The sequence below is a fragment of the Kitasatospora sp. HUAS MG31 genome (assembly GCF_040571325.1).
Lineage (GTDB): Bacteria > Actinomycetota > Actinomycetes > Streptomycetales > Streptomycetaceae > Kitasatospora > Kitasatospora camelliae.
Genome location: NZ_CP159872.1, coordinates 5277222 through 5296883 on the forward strand (window position 1 = coordinate 5277222; position 19662 = coordinate 5296883).

Consider the following 19662-nt stretch of genomic DNA (forward strand, 5'->3'; position numbering starts at 1 on the left):
GGTACGCGCAGGGGCGCGGGGAGCTCCGCGAGCCGAAAGGCTCCGGCAGGCTCCCCGCGCCCCGGTGGTTTCAGGCCGCCGTCTTCAGGCCGCGCTTTCAGGCCGCCGCGTCGAAGCGGCGCAGGCGGAGGCTGTTGGTGACCACGAAGACCGAGGAGAAGGCCATCGTGGCGCCCGCCACCACCGGGTTGAGCAGCCCGGCCGCGGCCAGCGGAATCGCCGCCACGTTGTAGGCGAAGGCCCAGAACAGGTTGCCCTTGATGGTGGCCAGGGTGCGGCGGGAGAGCCGGATCGCGTCGGCGGCCGAGCGCAGGTCGCCGCGGACCAGGGTGAGGTCGCCGGCCTCGATCGCGGCGTCGGTGCCGGTCCCCATGGCGAGGCCGAGGTCGGCCTGGGCGAGCGCGGCGGCGTCGTTGACCCCGTCGCCGACCATGGCGACCACCCGGCCCTCGGCCTGGAGCCGGCGGACGGCGGCGACCTTGTCCTCGGGCAGGACCTCGGCGACCACGTCCTCGGCGGCGATGCCGACCTCGGCGGCGACCGCCTCAGCCACGGTCCGGTTGTCGCCGGTCAGCAGCACCGGGCGCAGGCCCAGGGCGCGCAGCCGGGTGACGGCCTCGGCGCTGGTCGGCTTGACGGCGTCGGCGATCTCCAGCACCGCGCGGGCCGCGCCGTCCCAGCCCACCGCGACGGCGGTCCGGCCGGCGGCCTCCGCCCGCCGCCTGGCCTCGGCCATGACGGGCGGCAGGTGCTGCGACCGGTCGGCGAGCAGGCGTTCCCGTCCGGCCAGGACGGCGTGGCCGTCGACCACGCCCTGGACGCCGAGCCCGGGCACGTTCCGGAACTCCTCGACCGCGGGCAGGTCGCCGAGCCGGTCGGCGGCCGCGGTGGCGACGGCCCGGGCGATCGGGTGCTCGGAGGCGTGCTCCAGCGCGCCGGCCAGACGCAGCGCCTCGTCGCGGTCGGTGCCCTCGGCGGTGTGCACGGCGACCAGGGCCATCCGGCCGGTGGTGACGGTGCCGGTCTTGTCGAGGACGACGGTGTCGACGCGCCGGGTGTTCTCCAGGACCTCCGGGCCCTTGATCAGGATGCCCAGCTGGGCTCCCCGCCCGGTACCGACCATCAGGGCGGTCGGGGTGGCCAGGCCGAGCGCGCACGGGCAGGCGATGATCAGGACCGCCACGGCGGCGGTGAACGCCCCGGTCGGGTCGCCGGTGACGAGCAGCCGGCCCACCAGGGTGCCGAGGGCGATCAGGACGACCACCGGGACGAACACGGCGGAGATCCGGTCGGCCAGCCGCTGGGCGGCGGCCTTGCCGTTCTGCGCCTCCTCGACGAGCCTGGCCATCCGGGAGAGCCGGGTGTCGGCGCCCACCCGGGTGGCCTCCACCACCAGCCGGCCGCCGGCGTTCACGGTGGCGCCGGTGACGCTGTCGCCGACCTGGACCTCGACCGGGACGGACTCGCCGGTGAGCATCGAGGCGTCGACCGCGGAGCTGCCCTCCACCACCACGCCGTCGGTGGCGATCTTCTCGCCGGGGCGGACCACGAAGCGCATGCCGACGGCCAGTCGGTCGACCGGCATCCGCACCTCGCGGCCGTCCCTCAGCACCGCGACCTCCTTGGCGCCCAGGTCGAGCAGGGCGTGCAGGGCGGCGCCCGCGCGGCGCTTGGAGCGGACCTCCAGCCAGCGGCCGAGCAGGATCAGCGTGGTGACCGCGGCCGCCGTCTCCAGGTAGAGGGTGCTCGCGGCGTCGGTGCCGCCGACCGCGAGGGTGAAGCCGTGCCGCATGCCGGGCATGCCCGCGTCGCCCCAGAACAGCGCCCACACCGACCAGCCGAAGGCGGCCAGGGTGCCGAGCGAGACCAGGGTGTCCATGGTGGCGGCGCCGTGCTTGAGGTTGGTCCAGGCGGCGCGGTGGAACGGCAGGCCGCCGTACACCACCACCGGGCCGGTCAGGGCGAAGGCCAGCCACTGCCAGTGGTCGAACTGCAGCGTCGGGACCATGGAGAGCAGCACCACGGGCAGCGTCAGCACGGCGCTGACCAGCAGCCGCGCGCGCAGCGGGTCGGGCTCGGCGGCGGGCTCCCCGGGGCCCTCCCCGGCCGGGGCGGGGACGGCCTCCGGCGGGGGCTCGGCGGTGTAGCCGGTCCGCTCGACGGTGGCGATCAGGTCGGCGACGCCCACCTCGGGGCCGAACTCGACCCGGGCCCGCTCGGTGGCGAAGTTGACCGTCGCCTCGACGCCGTCCATCCGGTTGAGCTTCTTCTCGATCCGCGCCGCACAGGAGGCGCAGGTCATCCCGCCGATGGCGAGCTCGATCCGGTCGCGGACCGGGGCCGTGCCTATGTCCGGGGTGCTGGTGCTCATGCTCGTGACTCCTCGGGGGAGGGACGGGAGGGGGCGGGCCGGGGCCCGCCCCCGCGGGGATCAGACCGAGCGGCCGACCAGCTCGTAGCCGGCCTCGTCGACCGCCGCGCGGATCTGGTCGTCGGTGAGCGGCGCCTCGGAGGAGATCGTCACGGTGCCGGCCTTGGCGTCCGCGGCCACCTCGGTGACGCCCGGGAGGGCGGAGACCTCGGAGCTGACCGACTTCTCGCAGTGGCCGCAGCTCATGCCGGTGACGGAGTAGGTGACGGTGCTGGCCATGGTGACCTCCGGGTCGTCGTTCTCGGTGTTCTCTGTCTGCTCACAACACCATACCCCCTAGGGGTATTCCTCGGGCGGTGGGGCGTGTGGCTCGGATCGCAGCATGACCCCTCCCCGCCGTCGGTACGTAGCCGGAACGCCACGATTCGCCCGTTCTGGTGCCCTCCCCGGCGCGCCCCCGCCGCGGCGGGGCTATGGCGGAGTCGGGAGCCGGGCCGGAACGCCGGGTGTGGCGCGGCCGATCGCCCCGTCCGATATGTTCGAAATGTGCTCTGGTTCAGCCGTGTCCGGTCGGCGGTCGCCGACGCCGGCGGGGTCATGCCCGCCCGTCGCCGCAACGCGCTGCTCGTCGCCGACCTCCAGGACATCCCGTTCTGGCGCCGGGCCGCCCCCGCCGTCCTGGCCCTGCTGATCGTCTCCCTCGCCGACTTCCTCTCCGGCCAGGACCGCTACCTCGCCCCGCTGATGGTGGTAGTCCCGTCCGTCGCCTCGCTCACCCTCAAACCGCGGGAGCTGCTCGGCGTCTGCGCGGTCGCCTTCCTCGCCCTGCTCGGCCTCAGCAACCACGACCAGGTCGTCGACCTCAGAGACGGACGCTTCCTCTACGGCGCCATGGTCAGCTTCGTCACCCTCACCGTGTTCAGCGCCATGGTCGCCGAGCTGCGGATGAGACGTGCCGCCGCGTTCGCCGCCGTCAGCTCGGTCGCCGAGGCCGCCCAGCGCGCCCTGCTCCGCCAGCCCGAACCCACCGTCGGCCCGCTGCGCCTCGCCGTCCGGTACGTCTCCGCCGCCGACGCCGGCCGGATCGGCGGCGACCTGTACTCCGTCCTCGACACCCCGCACGGCACCCGGCTGATCGTCGGCGACGTCCGCGGCAAGGGCCTCGGCGCGGTGCAGACCGCGGCCGTGGTGCTCGGCGCGTTCCGCGAGGCCGCGTACGACGAGAAGCGGCTGGGGTCGGTCGCCGCCCGGATCGAGGCCAGCGTCGCCCGGCACGCCCCCGACGGCGAGTTCACCACCGCGCTGTTCGGCGAGTTCCGCGAGCCCGGGTCGGTGCAGCTGCTGCACTTCGGGCACGTGCCGCCGATCCAGGTCGGCCGGGACGGGCGGGTCGCCGTGCTGGAGGCCGCCGAACCGTGGGTACCGCTCGGCCTCGGCTCGCTCACCCCCGGCGAGCCCGAGCCGCTGAACGTCCCGTTCGACACCGGGGACGTGCTGGTGCTCTGCACCGACGGCGTGATCGAGGCCCGGCACCACCGCACCGGCGAGTTCTACCCGCTCGCCGAACGGGTCGGCCCGCTGGTCCGCGGCGCCGACCGCTCCCTCGCCGAACTGGAGTCGGCCGTCGGGCGGGTCTACGCCGACCTGCTGGTGCACACCGGTGGGGAGCTCAACGACGACGCCCTGCTGATGCTGGTCTGCCGGGACGACCGGGCGGACCGGGAGAAGAGGCTCACCCCGGGACGCGAGGACCGGCGCGACCCCGCGGACGACGGCGCCGCACCCGCCGACGCGGGAACGGCCCCGCGGCCCTGAGGGACCCGCCCTACGGCGCCCGGACGGCCTCGGCGAGCGCCGCGAAGAGCAGGGCCGTCGAGGTCGCCCCCGGGTCCTGGTGGCCGATGCTGCGCGGGCCGAGGTAGGAGGCGCGGCCCTTGCGGGCCTGGAGCGGGACGGTCGCCCGGGCCCCCTCCTCGGCGGCCGCCGCGGCCGCGCCGGCCGCCTCCGCCAGCCCCCGGTCGGCCGTCTGCCGGAAGGCGTCCAGGGCCGGGGCGTACGCGTCGACGATGGTCTTGTCCCCGGGCTGGGCGCCGCCCAGCCCCCGCAGGGCGTCCAGCCCCGCGGCGAGTGCCGCGGCCAGCTCGGCCGGGCCGGCGGTGGCGGTCAGCAGGGCCGCGCCCATCGCCCGCAGCGCGATGCCGTACAGCGGGCCGGAGGCGCCGCCGACCTTGGAGATCAGGACGGTCCCGGCCTTGGTGAGCACCGCGCCGACCGTCTCCGGCGGCGGGCCGGCCAGAGCGGCGGCGACGGCGGTGAAGCCGCGGCGCAGGTTGCTGCCGTGGTCGCCGTCGCCGATCGCGGCGTCCAGAGCGGTGAGTTCGGCCTCCCGCCGCTCCACGGCCGCGTCGACGGCGGCCAGCCAGGCGAGGGTGCGGGGGACGTCCAGGGCGGTCGGGTCCATGGCGGTCGGGCTCCTTCAGGACCAGCGGAGGGCGGGGGTGTCGACCGGGGCGTCCCACAGGTCGAGCAGCCGAGCGTCGGCGCGGGTCAGGGTGAGCGAGAAGCCGGCCATGTCCAGGCTGGTGACGTAGTTGCCGACCAGGCTGCGGACGATGGTCACCCCGTGCTCGGCGAGCCGGGCGTGGACCTCGCCGAAGACCACGTACAGCTCCAGCAGCGGAGTGCCGCCGAGCCCGTTGACCAGCGCGATCACCGGGTCGCCGGGGGAGAGGTCGTGGTCGGCCAGCACCGTCTCCACCACCTCGGCGGCCAGCTCCCGGACCGGGCGCATCGGGGCGCGGCGGCGGCCCGGTTCGCCGTGGATGCCGACGCCCATCTCGATCTCGTCCTCGGGCAGGTCGAAGCCCGGCCTGCCGACGGCCGGCACGGTGGCGGCGGTCAGCGCCAGGGCGAAGGACCGCGAGGCGGCGTTGACCTCGGCGGCCAGCGCGGCCACCTCCTCCAGGGACGCGCCGCGCTCGGCCAGCGCCCCGGCGGTCTTCTCCACCACCAGCGTCGCGCCGGTGCCGCGCCGGCCGGCCGTCCAGGTGGAGTCCTCCACGGCCACGTCGTCGTCGATCAGGACCTGGCGGACCTCGACGCCCTCCTCGGCGGCCAGCTCCGCCGCGAGCCGGAAGTTCATCACGTCACCCGAGTAGTTCTTCACCAGGAACACCACCCCGGCCCCGGCATCCACCGCCCGGGCTGCGGCCAGCACCTGGTCCGGCACCGGGGAGGTGAACACCTCGCCCGGGCAGGCGGCGTCCAGCATGCCCGGGCCGACGAAACCCGCGTGCAGCGGCTCGTGGCCGGACCCGCCGCCGGAGACCAGGGCCACCTTCCCGGCGGCGGGACGGGCGGACCGGGTGACCACCCGCGCCTCCACGTCCACCGCCAGGCCCGGGTGGGCGGCGGCGAACCCGGTCAGGGCGTCCGCGACCAGCGTCTCCGGGGTGTTGATCAGCTTCTTCACGGCGGCTCTCCCTCGGCAGGCATCGGGCCCGACGCTACGCCAGCCGGATGCCCACCGTGCCCGATCCGACACGCCGGGTCCGGAATCCGGGGCCGCTGGTCAGGGCCCGGTGGGCCGCTGCACCCCTCCGAGCCGCCGACGCGATGCCGCCGACAGGTCCTAGAGTCGGGCCATGGCCGATCTGGTGGGCGTGGTGCTGGTGTCGCACAGTGCGGGTATGGCCGCCGGTCTGCGGGAACTGCTGGCCGAGCTGGGCGGCGGCGCCGTCCGGGTGGCGCTGGCCGCCGGGACGGAGGACGGCGGGCTCGGCACCAGCTACGACCTGGTGCTGCGGGCCGTCGCCGAGGCCGATACAGGGGCCGGTGTGGTGGTCCTGCCCGACCTCGGCAGCTCGGTGCTGACCGCCCGCGCCGCGCTCGCCGACCACCCGCGGCCCGGCGCCGTCCTGGTGGACGCGCCGTTCGTGGAAGGCGCCGTCGCCGCCGTGGTGGCCGCCTCCGCCGGCGCCGCGCTCGCCGAGGTGACGGCCGCCGCCGAGGACGCCCGCGGCTTCCGCAAGCTGTGAGCGGGGCCGTGACCGCGGCCGTGACCGCGGCCGAGGCCGTGAGCGGCCGTCACTTCGCGTCGGCGTAGCACTCCACCACGGCCGTGGTCAGGGGGAACCGCACCGGGGTGTCGCCGAACACCAGCATCCGGGCCTCCTCCCCGGACTCGGCGATCGCCGCCACCACCGCGTCCGCCAGGTCGATCGGGGTGTGCACCACCACCTCGTCGTGCTGGAAGAAGACCAGATGCGGCCGGTCCGTCCCGGAGGCCATCACCGCCAGCCGGCGGCGCAGCGCGGCCAGCAGCGCCAGCGCCCAGTCCGCCCCGCTGGCCTGGATGACGAAGTTCCGGGTGAACCGGCCGCGGGCCCGCGCCGAGCGGCCGCCCGCGTCCCCCGCCGTCTCCGGCGCCTCCGTCAGGTCCAGCCAGTCCGCAGAGGGCGGCGGGCAGGACCGGCCCAGCTGCGACCGGACGATCCCGCCGTCCTCCCCCGTCCGGGCGGCCGCCTCCACGTACCCCATGGCCGCCGGGTACCGGTGGCGCAGGGTGGCCAGCAGTGGGCCGATCCCGCCCCGGGTCTGCCCGTACATGGCGCCCAGCAGGCCGAGCTTGGCCTTCTCCCGGTCGCCGTGGAACGCGGTGGCGGCCAGCGCGCCGTACAGGTCGCCAGCCGCGGCCGTCCGGGCCAGCCCGGCGTCCTGCGACAGGGCGGCCAGCACCCGCGGCTCCAGCTGCGCCGCGTCCGCCACCACCAGCGTCCAGCCCGGGTCGGCGACCACCGCGCCGCGCAGCGACCGCGGGATCTGCAGCGCCCCGCCGCCCCGGCTCGCCCAGCGCCCGGAGACCACCCCGCCGACCACGTACTCCGGCCGGAACCGGCCGCCGCGGGCCCAGGCGTCCTGCCAGGCCCAGCCGTGCGCCACGTGGATCCGGGACAGCTCCTTGTAACGGATCATCAGGGCGGCGGCCGGGTGGTCGACGCCGCGCAGCTCCCACGTCCGGGTGGAGCCGAGCTGGATGCCCCGCTCGGCGAAGGCCCGCAGCACCTGCCCGTGCGAATCCGGGTTGAACGGGCGCGCGCCCAGTGCCTGCTGCAGCTCCACCGCCAGCTCCGCCAGCCGCTTGGGCTGGGTGCCGGCGACGTGCGGGCGGGGGCCGAGCAGCTCGGTCAGCCGGGCGTCGTGCAGATCCGCCCGCCAGGGCAGCCCGTCGTACGCCATCTCCGCGGCCAGCAACGCCCCCGCCGACTCGGCCGCCACCAGCAGCCGGAACCGGGACCTGGCCCGATCGTCCCCGATGGCCGCCAACCGCCGCTGCTGCCCGGCGTGGACGGCCACCACCGCCTCCAACGGGTCGGTACCGGGCGGCAGTTGCAGCCGATCGGGGGCGAAGAGGCCGGCCTGCTCGTCGGTGCCCGGCGACTCCGGCAGATCCGCCGGCACCGGCAGGCCGCGCAGCCGGGCCCAGGCCGCACCCAGCGAACGCGGCTCCCCCCAGCGGCTCTCCTGCCCCAGCAGCAGCGCCTCCACCAGCCGCAGGTCGTGGCAGCGGGCCAGCCGCAGCGGCAGCAGCGGCGCGTACGCGCTCTCGGCGGCGGCCCACACCCAGCGCGGACGCTCGGCGTCCTCCACCTGCGCGACCGCCTCGGCCAGGCTCGCCACGGACACCGGAGCGCCCAGCGGGGTGCCGTCCTCCGCCAGCGGCTGCAGCCGCCCGGCCGGGCCGTGCGGGTCGGGAACCAACGCGTACCGCGGGGCCATCGGGCACCGGCCTCCTTCCGTTCGAGCCGCGGGTCGGACGGGTACGACGGTACCCGCCGGCACCGACAATCCGGGGGTGCCGCCGGGCCCGCCCCACCGCGTAGGGTCGGGCGAATGAGCGACAACCCCTTCTTCGCGCCCAGCACCCTGGCGTACGAGATCCCGCCCTTCGCCGAGATCCGGGAAGAGCACTACCTGCCCGCGTTCGAGCGGGGCATGGCCGACCAGCTGGCCGAGACGGCCGCCATCGCGGCCGACCCGGCGCCGGCCACCTTCGACAACACCGTGGTGGCGCTGGAGCGTTCGGGTGCCCTGCTGCGCCGGGTCAACCTGGTCTTCATGAACCAGGACGGCTCCGACACCACCCCCGGTGTGCAGGAGCTGGACGCGGAGATCAGCCCCCGGCTCGCCGCCCACGAGGACGCGATCCACCTGGACGCCGCCCTCTTCGCCCGGATCAGCGCCCTGTACGAGGCCCGCGACACCCTCGGCCTGGACGCCGAGTCGCTGCGCCTGCTGGAGCGGTACCACACCCGCTTCGTCCGCGCCGGCGCCCGGCTGTCCGCCGAGGACCAGCAGCGGCTGCGCGAGATCAACGCCCAACTCGCCGCCGACTCCGCGGCCTTCCGCAGGAACGTGCACACCGACACCCTCGCCCGGGCGCTGGTCGTGGACACCGCCGAGGAACTGGACGGCCTCTCCCCGGACGCCGTCGCCGCGGCCGCCGAGAACGGCCGGGCGCTGGGCCACGACGGCGCGTACGTGCTCAGCCTGAAGAACTTCTCCAATCAGTCGGAGCTCGCGCAGCTCACCGACCGGTCCCTGCGCGCGCGGCTGCTGGACGCCTCGCTGAACCGCGCCGTCGACACCAACGGTCCGCTGGCGATCCGGATGGCGCGGCTGCGGGCCGAGCGCGCCGCCCTGCTCGGCCACCCCAGCCACGCCGCCCACGTGGTCGCCGACGAGACCGCCGGCAGCGTCGAGGCGGTCTCCGCCATGCTCGCCCGGCTCGTCCCGCCGGCCGTCGCCAACGCCGAGCGCGAGGCCGCCCGGCTCGCCGAGGCGGCCGCCGCCGACGGCGTCACCGACCTCGCCGCCCACGACTGGGCGTTCTACTCCGAGCAGGTCCGCAAGACGGCCTACGACCTGGACACCTCCGCGCTGCGCCCGTACTTCGAGCTGGAGCGGGTGCTGCACGACGGCGTCTTCCACGCCGCCGGCCTGGCGTACGGGCTCTCCTTCGCCGAGCGGCCCGAGCTGACCGCGTACCACCCGGACGCCCGGGTCTTCGAGGTGTTCGAGGAGGACGGCAGCCCGCTGGGCCTGTTCGTCGCCGACTTCCACGCCCGCGAGTCCAAGCGCGGCGGTGCCTGGATGAACGAACTGGTCAGCCAGTCCGCGCTGCTGGGCCAGCGGCCGGTGGTGGTGAACAACCTCAACATCGCCAGGCCCGCGCCCGGCGAGCGGGCCCTGCTCACCTGGGACGAGGTGCGGACGCTGTTCCACGAGTTCGGCCACGCGCTGCACGGGCTGTTCTCGGACGTCCGCTATCCGCTGTTCTCCGGGACGGCGGTGCCGCGGGACTTCGTGGAGTTCCCGTCCCAGGTCAACGAGATGTGGATGACCCGGCCCGAGGTGCTGGCCAACTACGCCCGGCACCACGAGACCGGCGAGCCGCTGCCGGCCGAGCTGGTGGAGCGGATGGCCGCCGCGGAGAACTTCGGGCAGGGCTTCCGTACGGTCGAGTACCTGGCGGCCGCCCTGCTGGACTGGGCCTGGCACACCGTCCCGGCCGGCCGGGAGATCGCCGACGCCCTGGAGTTCGAGGCCGCCGCGCTGGCCGAGGCCGGGCTCGCGGTGCCGGCGATCCCGCCGCGGTACCGGACGACCTACTTCAACCACGTGTTCTCCAGCGAGTACAGCGCCGGGTACTACGCCTACATCTGGTCCGAGGTGCTGGACGCCGACACCGTGGAGTGGTTCGGGTCGGCCGGCCGGCCGGTGCGGGAGAGCGGCGAGGTGTTCCGGCGGGAGCTGCTGGCCCGGGGCGGGTCGAGGGACGCGCTGGACTGCTTCCGGGCGGTGGTGGGGCGGGATCCGGAGATCGCGCCGCTGCTCGCCCGCCGCGGGCTGGCCTGACGGCGGGCAGCCACCGGGGCGCGGTTCCGCGCGCCCCGGTGGAGGCGTCCTACGGCGTCACCGTCACCGTGACCGTGGTGTGCGGGCGGGCGGCGGGCAGCAGGACGCGGGCGGCGCCGGGGGTGCGGTGGACGACGGTGACCGGAGTGCCGGTGACGGTGATCCGGGCGGTGTCGGCGAGGGCGAGTTCCGTCCAGCCGCCGGGGCGGGTGGGCGTGAAGGTGAGCGTGTAGACCCCGTCGCGCAGGGTCTCGGCGACCGGGGTCCCGGCGACCGCGGTGGCGTACGGCCCGAAGGCGGGTCCGTGGCCGGGGGCCGGGCGGCCGTCCGGGCCGAGCGCGCAGTAGCCGCCGTCGCCGCGGCACCAGTACCACATGGTCCAGGCGGCGGCGAAGCCCGACATGGCCGCGGTCTGCCGCCGCACCAGGTCGGCGTTGCCGGGGGTGCGGGCGCTGGGCGGGCCCCACTCGCCGACCAGGACCGGCAGCCGGTGGGCCCGCGGGTAGGCGGTGATCGCGGCGGTGTACGCCTCGACGAAGCCGCCGGTCGGGTCCCAGTCCCGGCCCGCCTCCACGGCGGTGTCGTAGAAGTGCGGGGCGTACCCGATCCGATCCGGGCCCCGGCGGGGGTCGGCGAAGCCGGGCAGGGCGGTGGGCACGCCCTGTCCGACCAGGACGGTCGGCTCGACGAACAGCCAGGCGCTGTCGTCCACGGCGCGGACGGCGGTGATCAGCCGGCGGTACATGTCGGCGAGCCGGCCGCGTTCCAGCTCCGCGGCGGCCGCCGCCAGCACGGCGGGGTCACTCGGGTCGCCCTCGATCGGTCCGAACGGCTCGTTGAACAGGTCGTAGCCCAGCAGCGCGCGGTGGCCCAGGAGTTCGCGGGCGACGGTGGTGTAGAAGTCGGTCTGCCAGCGGCGCAGGTCGGCGTCGTCGTAGAGGTGGCGGAAGGCGGCCTGGACGGCGGGCTGGAAGTAGCCGGCGAACCAGTCGTCGGGGTCCGGGGTGAACGGCAGGTCGTCGTCGCGGGTGGCCCAGACCGGGATGCCGCGGTCCCCGCCGCCGAACTTCGGCCCGTAGACGTCCTGGTGGAAGTCGACCACGGCGAGCAGGCCGTACTCCTCGGCCCAGTCGAGGACCCGGCGCACCCGGTCGAACTCGGCGCGGTCGTAGCGGTCGCGGGCGGGTTCCAGCCGGGTCCAGGAGACCGGCAGCCGGATCAGGGTGAACCCGTGCGCGGCGATCGCCCCGACATCGGCCTCGGTGGCCTCCGCGTACTTGTCGAGGTTGAACCCGCGCAGGTTCAGCGCCCGGCCGCGGGGGTCGGCGAACAGGGTGCGCCCGGAGGCGTCCACCGTGGTGCCGGTGGGGAAGGGGACGCGGGCGGTGGTCTGCCGCTGCCCGGGGTCCGCCGCCGCGGCGGGGACGGTGGCGCCGCCCAGGACGGCGGCGGCCAGACAGAGCGCGGCTAAGGTACGGCGGATACGCACGATGCACCTCGGACAAGGGGTGGGGTGGTGGCCGTCGAGCGCCGATCCTCCCTCACCCCGCCGAGCCCGCACAAGAGGTGAGCGCCCCTCACGTTTCCGGCTGGGGAGCCGCCGGGACCGGAAGGGCCGCCGCCGCGGCCAGCCGGCCCCACAGCAGATCCGCCAGGGCCCGGACCATCTGGGCGCGGGGACAGGGCCGCTGCTCCAGCCACCAGTCCCCGGCCGCCAGCACCATCCCGGTGATCGACCGCCCCCAGACCTCGGACAGCAGCGGGCTCTCCGCCCCCAGGTCCACCTGTGCCTGGATCGCCCGGGTGATCTCCTCGGCGATCCGCCGCAGCGCCGGGGCCAGGGCGTTGCCCGCGCCGGTCGGGTCGCCCGGTTCGGGGTGGGTGAGCAGCCGGTACACCTGCGGGCGGGACTCGATCGCGGCCAGGTAGGTGTCCAGCACGTGCTCCACCCGGTCCCGGCGCTCCAGCGGCTCGTTCAGCGAGGCCCGCACGGCGGCGATCAGGCCGCCGGTGTGGCGTTCCGTCAGCGCGCGGATCAGCCCGTTCCGGTCGCCGAAGTGTCGGTACAGGATCGGCTTGGTGATCCCGGCCTCGGCGGCGATGGCGTTCATGCTCGCGCCCGGGCCGTCGCGCTGGACGACCCGGTCGGCCGCGTTCAGCAATTGCTCGCGGCGGGGCTCCGATGACATCCGCTGCTCCTCGCTCGGTCGTTGACAGCGATTACCTGCCGGTAGCAGACTCCGTCCATGTTACCGGAGGTAACACCCTCCGGCCCGGCCGTCCGCGCAGCCCGTACCCTCCCAGGAGGCACGCACCATGAGCACCTTCTCCCTCGACCCCGGTCCGGACCAGATCGCGGTCCGCGACTGGCTGCACGGCTTCGCCGCCGACGTGATGCGCCCGGCCGCCGCCGAGTGGGACGAGCGCGAGGAGACGCCCTGGCCGATCATCCAGGAGGCCGCCAAGCTCGGCATCTACTCGCTGGACTTCTACGCCCAGCAGTTCTTCGACCCCTCCGGCGTCGGCATCCCGATCGCCATGGAGGAACTGTTCTGGGGCGACGCCGGCATCGGCCTGTCCATCGTGGGCACCACCCTGGCCGCCGTCGCCGTCCTCGCCAACGGCACCGAGGAGCAGATCGGCACCTGGGCCCCGCAGATGTTCGGCACCCCGGACGAGGTCAAGGTCGCCGCCTTCTGCTCCTCCGAGCCCGACGCCGGCTCCGACGTCTCCGCGCTGCGCACCCGGGCCGTCTACGACGAGGCCAAGGACGAGTGGGTGCTCACCGGCACCAAGACCTGGGCCACCAACGGCGGGATCGCCGCCGTCCACGTGGTCGTCGCCACCGTCGAACCCGAGCTCGGCGCCCGCGGCCAGGCCTCGTTCATCGTCCCGCCCGGCACCCCCGGCCTCGCCCAGGGCCAGAAGTTCAAGAAGCACGGCATCCGCGCCTCGCACACCGCCGAGGTGGTCCTGGACGGCGTCCGGGTGCCCGGCCACTGCCTGCTCGGCGGCAAGGAGAAGCTCGACGAGCGCCTCGCCCGGGCCCGCGAGGGCGTCCGCAAGGGCGGCAAGAACGCCGCCATGGCCACCTTCGAGGCCTCCCGCCCGGCCGTCGGCGCCCAGGCGATCGGCATCGCCCGGGCCGCGTACGAGGTCGCCCTGGACTACGCCAGGACCAGGACGCAGTTCGGCCGGCCGATCATCGACAACCAGGGCGTGGCCTTCCAGCTGGCCGACATGAAGACCCGGATCGACGCGGCCCGGCTGCTGGTCTGGCGGGCCTCGTGGATGGCCGCCACCAACCAGCCGTTCACCAGCGCCGAGGGCTCGATGTCCAAGCTGTACGCCGGCGAGACCGCCAAGTACGTGACCGCGCAGGCGATGCAGATCCTCGGCGGCAACGGCTTCACCCGCGAGTACCCGGTGGAGCGGATGCACCGGGACAGCGCGATCTACACCATCTTCGAAGGCACCAGCGAGATCCAGCGGCTGGTGATCGCCCGGGCCATCTCGGGGCTGCCGATCCGGTAACGGCGGGCGTGCGGGGCGGCCGGGCCCGGTGGGGCGGCCGCCCGGCGCTCAGAATTGCGGGGCGCGCTTCTCCAGGAAGGCGGCCAGGCCCTCCCGGACGTCCGGGGCCAGCCGGGACTTGCGCTCCCACGGCGCCACCGCCTCGCCGGCCAGCTCCAGCGGACCGGCCAGGGCGTCCTTCACCGCGCCGATGGTCTGCGGGGAACGGTTCGCCACCACCCGGGCGAACTCCAGCGCCTGCTCCAGCACCGAGGCGGGCGCCGGCACCACCCGGTCCACCAGGTTGAACCGCTCGGCCTGCGCCGCGTCCACCAACTCCGCCGAGAACAGCAGGTACTTGGCCCGGGACGGCCCGACCAGCCGGGCCAGCCGCACGGTCGGCACCGCCGGGTAGACCACCCCCAGCTTGGCCGGGGTGATCCCGAACCGGGCGCCCTCCGCGGCGAACCGCAGGTCACAGGCGACCGCCAGCTGGCAGCCCCCGCCCACGCAGTCCCCGCTCACCGCGGCCACGGTCGGGTGCGGGAAGGCGGCCAGCGCCTCCTCCGCCGCGACGTTGTCCGCGTGGTAGGCGTCGGCCCGGGCGGGATCGCCGTAGACACCGGCCAGTTCGGCGATGTCCGCACCCGCCGAGAAGGTCCCCTCGGCGCCGGTCAGCACCAGCGCCCGGATCCCCGGCAGCGCCGCCAGCCGGTCCAGGACCCCCGGCAGCCCCTGCCACATGCTCAGGGTCAGCGCGTTGCGGCGGTGCGGCCGGTCCAGCACCAGCGTCGCCACCGCGCCGCCGTACCGGGCACGCAGTCCCTCCACGCCGGTGTCGACGGGCTGCATGGCCATTCCTGCCTCCGGGCTCGCCGATCCGGCCGCTCCGGACCCCGCCGCCTCACCCTTCCACAGCCGCCGGTCCGGGCACCACGGCCGTCACTGTGATCTCCACCAACTGCCCGGTGTAGCCCAGGGTGGAGACCCCGAGCAGGGTGGAGGTGTGCGGACCGTCCGCCAGGCCCGAGGCGTCGACCACCTCCCAGACCGCGGAGAGCGGCCCCGGATCGGCGGCCACCACGTAGACCGTGGACGCCACCACCCACTCCAGCCCGCTCCCCACGTGCCGCAGCGCCTCGGCCACATTGGCCAGCACCTGGTGCGTCTGGGCCACGTGGTCGCCGGGGCCGACCAGGGTGCCGTCCCCGGCCAGCGGGACGCCGCCGGCGAGGAAGGCCAGCCGGGTACCCGGCGGGACCACGGCCGTGTGGGCGTACCCCGGCGGCGGGAAGAGACTCGGCACGGTGCTGCGCTGGACCACGGGACTCCTCGGGAGCGGCGGCTCGCGCCCGGTGCGCCGGGCGGAACGGGGCTGCGTGCGGGCCGGTCGATCCTCGGGGCGGCCGGCGGTCCTGTCACGCGGTTTTCGGGGTGCCGTCCGCAGAAGTGTTCCCGGCGGGGTTCCCGGAGGAGTCCGCGGCGGTGTCCGCGCCGGGCCATTCGCGGGCCAGCACCGACCACAGTTCCATGTCCAGGCGGACGCCGTCGTGCGGGAAGTTCTCCCGCAACACGCCGTCCAGGTGCATGCCCATCCGCTGCGCCACCGCCCGGCTCCGGGGATTCCTCGTGCTGTTCCACCACTCGACCCGCTGCAGCCCGCGTTCGACCAGTGCGTAATCGATCAGACGGCGGACCGCGGCGCTCACCAGCCCGCGTCCCTCGCCGGCCTTCTCCACCCAGGCGCCGATCTCGCAGTTGCCCGTACCGACGTCGAAGTGCACGAACATCACGCCGCCGACCAGCGTGCCCGCCGACCAGATCCCGAAGATCCGGCCCGAGTCCGAGGCCTGGCGGTCCGCGTACGACTGGAGGGTGGCCCGGGCGGATTCCAGGTCGGTGGAGCGGCGGGCCCAGGGGATGAACGGATCGGTGTTGGCCCGGGCCCGGTCCATGTGGGCCAGGAACTCCTCGGCCTGCCACGGTTCGAGCGATCGGAGCTCGGCGTCCTCGGCGAGCGGCACGGCGTACATGGCACGGTCCTCCGGTCAGCGGCGCGGGCGCGGCCGGGGGAGCGGCCGGGGGAGCGGCCGGGAGCCCGGAGCGCGGTACATAACAAACGTTTGGTAGGTACCATAGCGCGCATGACACCCGCCCGTGGAGACCATGACGCCCGCCGAGCCGACGTCTCCCGGGCGGTCTGGCGGGTGCTGGCCGAGCGCGGCTTCGAAGGGCTGACACTGCGCGCCGTGGCCGCCGAGATGGGAGCCTCCACCGGACTGCTGACCCACTACTTCCCGAGCAAGCGGGCCCTGCTCAAGCACGCGCTGGACGTCCTGGACCGGCAGTCCGCCGAGCGGCCCCGGCCCGCGGAGGAGCGCGCCGGCGGGGCGGTGGGCCTGGCGATGCTGCGGGCGGTCCTGCTGGACATCCTCCCGCTCACCCCGCAGAGCGCCGCCGGCAACCGGATCTGGGTGAGCTCCTGGGACGTCGCCCTGGCCGACCCCGACCTGGCCGCCGAGCACGCCGAGCGGTACCGGGCCGCCCGGCGGCGGATGACCGGGCACGTCGAGGACGCGCGGCGGCTCGGCGAACTGCCGGCCGGGCGGCCGGCCGAGGACGTGGCCGCGGCGGCCCAGAGCTTCGTGCTGGGGCTGGTGGTGCAGGCGCTGTTCGCCCCCGCCGAGTTCCCGGCCGAGCGGCAGACCGCGCTGCTGGACGCCTACCTGGCGGGGATCGCCGCGGCCTGAGAAGGCGCGGGGCCGCAAGCCGGCGGGCCGCGGGAGGGCGTGCGCCGGCGCTTGCGTGAGGCGGCCGCGGGAGCGCGGGGGTCGGCACGCGCGGGGTGAACGGGTCGCGCGCCGTGGTGCGGCCGCGCAGGGTGGCGCCCCCAGCAGGATTCGAACCTGCGACCTACCGCTTAGAAGGCGGGTGCTCTATCCGCTGAGCTATGGGGGCCGGTGGGGTGGTGGGCCCCCGGCCGGGCCTTGGCCGTGCTGTGCGGGTCGCTGGACACGCCGCGACGACCCGGGTCCGGGACAGGATACGGGTGTCCGGGAACCCCTCCGGGCCTTCGGCCCCCGGGAGGGGTGTGTCGGGCGCGGTGGAGCGGTCCGATAATCGCAGCTGCCGGACGGGTGTGCAGCGATCTGGACCGTCCTGGAGCCGGACGTTGTGCAGTCGTTACGGGGCTGCGGCCCCACCCGTTATGGATTCGGTGCGGAGAATGCCCGGCCGGAGTGGCGGTGGGGGGCGGGATTTGGGTTCCTCCGGTCGGATGACGTGGCCGGTGCGGGGCTCCGACCACCCGTTCGGGGAACGTTCCGGGAGCGCACGGCTCTCCGGGGTGGAGTGATGTTGTCATGGTCGCGCCGTGGAGACGGTTCCCGACATGTCGGATTGGGTCCGGAATTCACCCCTGTGAGGGACTCGGGTTATCCACACCCCGGGGTTTTCCACAGGAATTCACCGAGGACTGGCGAGACGTTCGCCAATTCCGCACGCTCGACCCGTCGACGGGACCGTCTGAGAATTCTGACAGGAATCCGTGAATTTGCTGGGAAAGGTGCGGTGGACCGATGAACGAGACCCTCGTGACGATGGTGGGGAATGTCGCCTCCGCGGTGACGTACACCCAGACCGCGGCCGGTGTGCCGGTGGCGAACTTCCGCATGGCGGCGACCGAGCGGCGCTTCGACCGCGGCCGCGGCGAGTGGACGGACGGGGACACCACCTGGGTCACCGTGGTGGCCTGGCGGTGGCTGGCGACCAACCTCGTCAGTTCGGTGAACAAGGGTGATCCGGTCGTGGTGAGCGGCCGGCTGAGGGTCCGTGAGTGGGGTGAGGACGACCGGCGGCGATCGGCGGTGGAGATCGACGCGCGCTCGGTCGGTCACGACCTCGCCCGCGGGACCTCGGCGTTCCGTTGGGCGGTCCAGACCAAGTCCCCCTCCCCGGGCGGAGGTTCGACCACGCCCGGGGAGGGCGGCGGTGCCTCGGGTGAGGCGGGCGTGGCCCGGGTGGAGGAGGCCGTGCCGGAGTGGATCGTGGCCGCCGTCCGGGCCCGCCGGGCCGCGGAGGGGGAGGTTCCGGGCGGTGGCGGAGCGGAGGCGGCGGGTCCGGTCGGAGCCTCGGGGGTGGGGGAGTTGAGCGAGGCGGATGAGGGAGATGTGATGATCACTTCTGTGAGGTGATCAGATCAAGTCGGCACCGGCGTGAAGAAGTGCAATCCTGAACAAGCTCCTGACCTGCCGTGACTTTATGTCGACTCATCAACAGAACGGACCATCCGACTGGTTGGTAACGATAGGGCCACGGAATCGTCCGGATTTGCCACGGCGGGTGTAACGACCGAAACGGTCAATATGATGCGTCTGGTCCACACACGTGCAGCGACGTCACAGGGGGCGTCGCTTTGCAGGGGCCGGTTGCCAGCGGCAAGATCCGGCCCGGAGGGATCAACTCATGTTCCACAAGCAGGGGCGGGCCGTTTCCCGCATAGCCACTGTCATGCTCGCTTCGAGCCTGATCGTGGGCGGCGGGCTCGGCATGACCAGTGCCATGGCGGCCGACGGGCCGGGCACCGCGGGCGCGACCGCGAAGCTGCTGCCGGGTCTGAAGTTCAGCGGCCAGATCAAGATCGGCGACCGTCCGGCGATCGACGGCGGTCTGTTCAAGCTGCTGCCGGCCGGCGAGCAGGACGAGAAGAAGGCCCTCCTCGCCTACTGCATCGACCTGATGAACCCGACCCAGCCGGACGCCGAGTACAACGAGACCGACTGGAAGTCGAGCTCGCTGGCCGGCAAGCCGGAGGCGGCGGCCAAGATCAAGTGGATCCTGCTCAACTCCTTCCCGACCAAGAGCGTCGACGACCTGAAGAAGGCCTCGGGCATCGCCGACCTCGACGAGAACGAGGCCGCCGCGGGTACCCAGGCCGCGATCTGGTCCTTCTCGGACGGCGCGGACGCCAAGCCCGTCAAGGAGGACGCGGCCGCGCTGACCAAGTACCTCAAGGACAAGGTCGCCGACGTCAAGCAGGGTGAGGAGCCCAAGGCCTCGCTGAGCCTGGAGCCCGCCTCGGTCGCCGGCAAGAGCGGCGAGCAGCTCGGCCCGATCACCGTGAAGTCCAACTCGGACTCGGTGAACCTGGCGCTGGACGAGGCCGGCAAGAAGGCCGGCGTCGTACTGACCGACAAGGACGGCAAGCCGGTCACCACCGCCAAGAACGGTGACCAGTTCTTCGCCAAGACCCCCGCCGGTGCCGAGGCCGGCAGCGCCAAGGTCACCGCCAGCACCGAGGCCGAGCTCTCCGTCGGCCGCGCCTTCGTCGGCGAGAAGAACGGCAAGCACAGCCAGACCCTGATCCTGGCCGGCACCAAGCCGGTCAAGACCAACGCCGTCGGCAAGGTCAGCTGGGCCCCGACCGGCCCGATCCCGGCCGTCACCGCCAAGGTCGACTGCGTCCAGAACGCCGTCGTGGTCACCGCCACCAACAAGGGCGACCAGGAGTGGAAGTTCGAGCTGAGCGGCAAGACCGTCACGGTCAAGCCCGGTGAGACCCAGACCATCCCGGTCAAGGTCGCCGAGGACGCGAAGTACGACTTCACCATCACCGGTCCGTTCAAGTTCTCGGAGCGCTTCCAGGGCATCCTGAACTGCAAGACCGACAGCAGCACCGCCTCCCCGACCGCTCCGGCCCCGTCGGCCAGCCCGACCGGCCCGCAGCTGGCCACCACGGGTGGCGGCGCCGGCACCGGCCTGATGGCCGGCATCGCGGGCGCCCTGGTGCTCGCCGGTGGTGGCGCGGTCTTCGCGCTGCGCCGCCGCGGCCGCCACAGCGGTGCCTGAGCAGCCCCGTCCCT

The 19662-nt window shown here is 74.4% G+C and carries 16 protein-coding genes, 1 tRNA gene and 1 pseudogene; 7 read left to right on the forward strand and 11 right to left on the reverse strand.

Going from position 1 to position 19662, the window contains the following annotated elements:
- Positions 1-97: 97 nt before the first annotated feature.
- Positions 98-2371 (reverse strand): heavy metal translocating P-type ATPase, encoded by a 2274-nt coding sequence (locus ABWK59_RS23720; RefSeq protein WP_354642617.1) that lies wholly within the window; start codon positions 2369-2371, stop codon positions 98-100.
- A gap of 60 nt (positions 2372-2431) precedes the next feature.
- Entirely contained in the window at positions 2432-2650 is a 219-nt protein-coding gene (locus ABWK59_RS23725; protein WP_354642618.1) for a heavy-metal-associated domain-containing protein, read from the reverse strand.
- Between the two features lie 267 nt (positions 2651-2917).
- Here ABWK59_RS23725 and ABWK59_RS23730 point away from each other — a divergent pair, with 267 nt between their 5' ends.
- The gene (locus ABWK59_RS23730; protein WP_354642619.1) at positions 2918-4186 is read left to right on the forward strand and encodes a PP2C family protein-serine/threonine phosphatase; all 1269 of its coding nucleotides are present in this window, start codon (positions 2918-2920) and stop codon (positions 4184-4186) included.
- 10 nt (positions 4187-4196) lie between these two features.
- On the opposite strand, the gene dhaL is transcribed toward ABWK59_RS23730, so the two are convergent.
- Both dhaL and dhaK read right to left on the reverse strand, forming a co-directional pair.
- On the reverse strand, positions 4197-4832 hold the full coding sequence (gene dhaL / locus ABWK59_RS23735; protein ID WP_354642620.1) for a dihydroxyacetone kinase subunit DhaL: 636 nt from the start codon (positions 4830-4832) through the stop codon (positions 4197-4199).
- Between the two features lie 15 nt (positions 4833-4847).
- Positions 4848-5843, reverse strand: coding sequence for a dihydroxyacetone kinase subunit DhaK (dhaK, locus tag ABWK59_RS23740; RefSeq protein ID WP_354642621.1), 996 nt, complete (start codon positions 5841-5843; stop codon positions 4848-4850).
- Positions 5844-6015: 172 nt separating this feature from the next.
- On the opposite strand from dhaK, the gene ABWK59_RS23745 reads away from it, so the two are divergent.
- Entirely contained in the window at positions 6016-6408 is a 393-nt protein-coding gene (locus tag ABWK59_RS23745; RefSeq protein WP_354642622.1) for a PTS-dependent dihydroxyacetone kinase phosphotransferase subunit DhaM, read from the forward strand.
- A gap of 49 nt (positions 6409-6457) precedes the next feature.
- Here the strand turns inward: ABWK59_RS23745 and ABWK59_RS23750 are convergent, their stop codons facing one another.
- The gene (locus ABWK59_RS23750) at positions 6458-8149 is read right to left on the reverse strand and encodes a bifunctional 3'-5' exonuclease/DNA polymerase (protein ID WP_354642623.1); all 1692 of its coding nucleotides are present in this window, start codon (positions 8147-8149) and stop codon (positions 6458-6460) included.
- Positions 8150-8263: 114 nt separating this feature from the next.
- Here ABWK59_RS23750 and ABWK59_RS23755 point away from each other — a divergent pair, with 114 nt between their 5' ends.
- Positions 8264-10288 carry a M3 family metallopeptidase gene (locus ABWK59_RS23755; RefSeq protein WP_354642624.1) on the forward strand — a complete coding sequence of 675 codons (2025 nt, stop codon included), beginning with the start codon at positions 8264-8266 and terminating at the stop codon, positions 10286-10288.
- A 49-nt stretch (positions 10289-10337) separates the two neighbouring features.
- Here the strand turns inward: ABWK59_RS23755 and ABWK59_RS23760 are convergent, their stop codons facing one another.
- Together ABWK59_RS23760 and ABWK59_RS23765 are read right to left on the reverse strand one after the other, a co-directional pair.
- On the reverse strand, positions 10338-11777 hold the full coding sequence (locus tag ABWK59_RS23760; RefSeq protein WP_354642625.1) for a glycoside hydrolase family 5 protein: 1440 nt from the start codon (positions 11775-11777) through the stop codon (positions 10338-10340).
- An 88-nt stretch (positions 11778-11865) separates the two neighbouring features.
- A pseudogene (locus tag ABWK59_RS23765) lies at positions 11866-12505 on the reverse strand (TetR family transcriptional regulator).
- Between the two features lie 99 nt (positions 12506-12604).
- Here ABWK59_RS23765 and ABWK59_RS23770 point away from each other — a divergent pair.
- Entirely contained in the window at positions 12605-13822 is a 1218-nt protein-coding gene (locus ABWK59_RS23770; RefSeq protein WP_354642627.1) for an acyl-CoA dehydrogenase family protein, read from the forward strand.
- Positions 13823-13870: 48 nt separating this feature from the next.
- Here ABWK59_RS23770 and ABWK59_RS23775 read toward each other — a convergent pair whose 3' ends face one another.
- The 3 genes from ABWK59_RS23775 to ABWK59_RS23785 all read right to left on the reverse strand — a co-directional run bounded on the left by ABWK59_RS23775 (position 13871) and on the right by ABWK59_RS23785 (position 15834).
- Complete coding sequence (locus ABWK59_RS23775; protein ID WP_354642628.1) at positions 13871-14653, reverse strand: enoyl-CoA hydratase/isomerase family protein; 783 nt, start codon at positions 14651-14653, stop codon at positions 13871-13873.
- Between the two features lie 52 nt (positions 14654-14705).
- Positions 14706-15125, reverse strand: a complete 420-nt coding sequence (locus ABWK59_RS23780) for a RidA family protein (protein ID WP_354642629.1) — start codon at positions 15123-15125, stop codon at positions 14706-14708.
- 94 nt (positions 15126-15219) lie between these two features.
- Positions 15220-15834, reverse strand: coding sequence for a GNAT family N-acetyltransferase (locus ABWK59_RS23785; protein ID WP_354642630.1), 615 nt, complete (start codon positions 15832-15834; stop codon positions 15220-15222).
- Between the two features lie 111 nt (positions 15835-15945).
- Between ABWK59_RS23785 and ABWK59_RS23790 the strand changes: the two genes are divergently transcribed.
- The gene (locus tag ABWK59_RS23790; RefSeq protein ID WP_354642631.1) at positions 15946-16551 is read left to right on the forward strand and encodes a TetR/AcrR family transcriptional regulator; all 606 of its coding nucleotides are present in this window, start codon (positions 15946-15948) and stop codon (positions 16549-16551) included.
- 132 nt (positions 16552-16683) lie between these two features.
- Here ABWK59_RS23790 and ABWK59_RS23795 read toward each other — a convergent pair.
- Positions 16684-16759, reverse strand: a tRNA-Arg gene (locus ABWK59_RS23795).
- Between the two features lie 620 nt (positions 16760-17379).
- Here ABWK59_RS23795 and ABWK59_RS23800 point away from each other — a divergent pair.
- Positions 17380-17994, forward strand: a complete 615-nt coding sequence (locus ABWK59_RS23800; protein WP_354642632.1) for a single-stranded DNA-binding protein — start codon at positions 17380-17382, stop codon at positions 17992-17994.
- 316 nt (positions 17995-18310) lie between these two features.
- Positions 18311-19648 (forward strand): Cys-Gln thioester bond-forming surface protein, encoded by a 1338-nt coding sequence (locus tag ABWK59_RS23805; RefSeq protein ID WP_354642633.1) that lies wholly within the window; start codon positions 18311-18313, stop codon positions 19646-19648.
- Positions 19649-19662: the final 14 nt, after the last annotated feature.

What these genes read in the sequence shown, in the direction of transcription:
- ABWK59_RS23775 (WP_354642628.1), bottom strand. Translation starts at nt 14,653, where the DNA reads ATGCAGCCCGTCGACACCGGCGTGGAGGGACTGCGTGCCCGGTACGGC.
- ABWK59_RS23800 (WP_354642632.1), top strand. Translation starts at nt 17,380, where the DNA reads ATGAACGAGACCCTCGTGACGATGGTGGGGAATGTCGCCTCCGCGGTG.
- ABWK59_RS23750 (WP_354642623.1), bottom strand. Translation starts at nt 8,149, where the DNA reads ATGGCCCCGCGGTACGCGTTGGTTCCCGACCCGCACGGCCCGGCCGGG.
- ABWK59_RS23790 (WP_354642631.1), top strand. Translation starts at nt 15,946, where the DNA reads ATGACACCCGCCCGTGGAGACCATGACGCCCGCCGAGCCGACGTCTCC.
- ABWK59_RS23805 (WP_354642633.1), top strand. Translation starts at nt 18,311, where the DNA reads ATGCTCGCTTCGAGCCTGATCGTGGGCGGCGGGCTCGGCATGACCAGT.
- ABWK59_RS23720 (WP_354642617.1), bottom strand. Translation starts at nt 2,371, where the DNA reads ATGAGCACCAGCACCCCGGACATAGGCACGGCCCCGGTCCGCGACCGG.
- ABWK59_RS23785 (WP_354642630.1), bottom strand. Translation starts at nt 15,834, where the DNA reads ATGTACGCCGTGCCGCTCGCCGAGGACGCCGAGCTCCGATCGCTCGAA.
- ABWK59_RS23755 (WP_354642624.1), top strand. Translation starts at nt 8,264, where the DNA reads ATGAGCGACAACCCCTTCTTCGCGCCCAGCACCCTGGCGTACGAGATC.
- ABWK59_RS23745 (WP_354642622.1), top strand. Translation starts at nt 6,016, where the DNA reads ATGGCCGATCTGGTGGGCGTGGTGCTGGTGTCGCACAGTGCGGGTATG.
- dhaL (WP_354642620.1), bottom strand. Translation starts at nt 4,832, where the DNA reads ATGGACCCGACCGCCCTGGACGTCCCCCGCACCCTCGCCTGGCTGGCC.
- ABWK59_RS23725 (WP_354642618.1), bottom strand. Translation starts at nt 2,650, where the DNA reads ATGGCCAGCACCGTCACCTACTCCGTCACCGGCATGAGCTGCGGCCAC.
- ABWK59_RS23770 (WP_354642627.1), top strand. Translation starts at nt 12,605, where the DNA reads ATGAGCACCTTCTCCCTCGACCCCGGTCCGGACCAGATCGCGGTCCGC.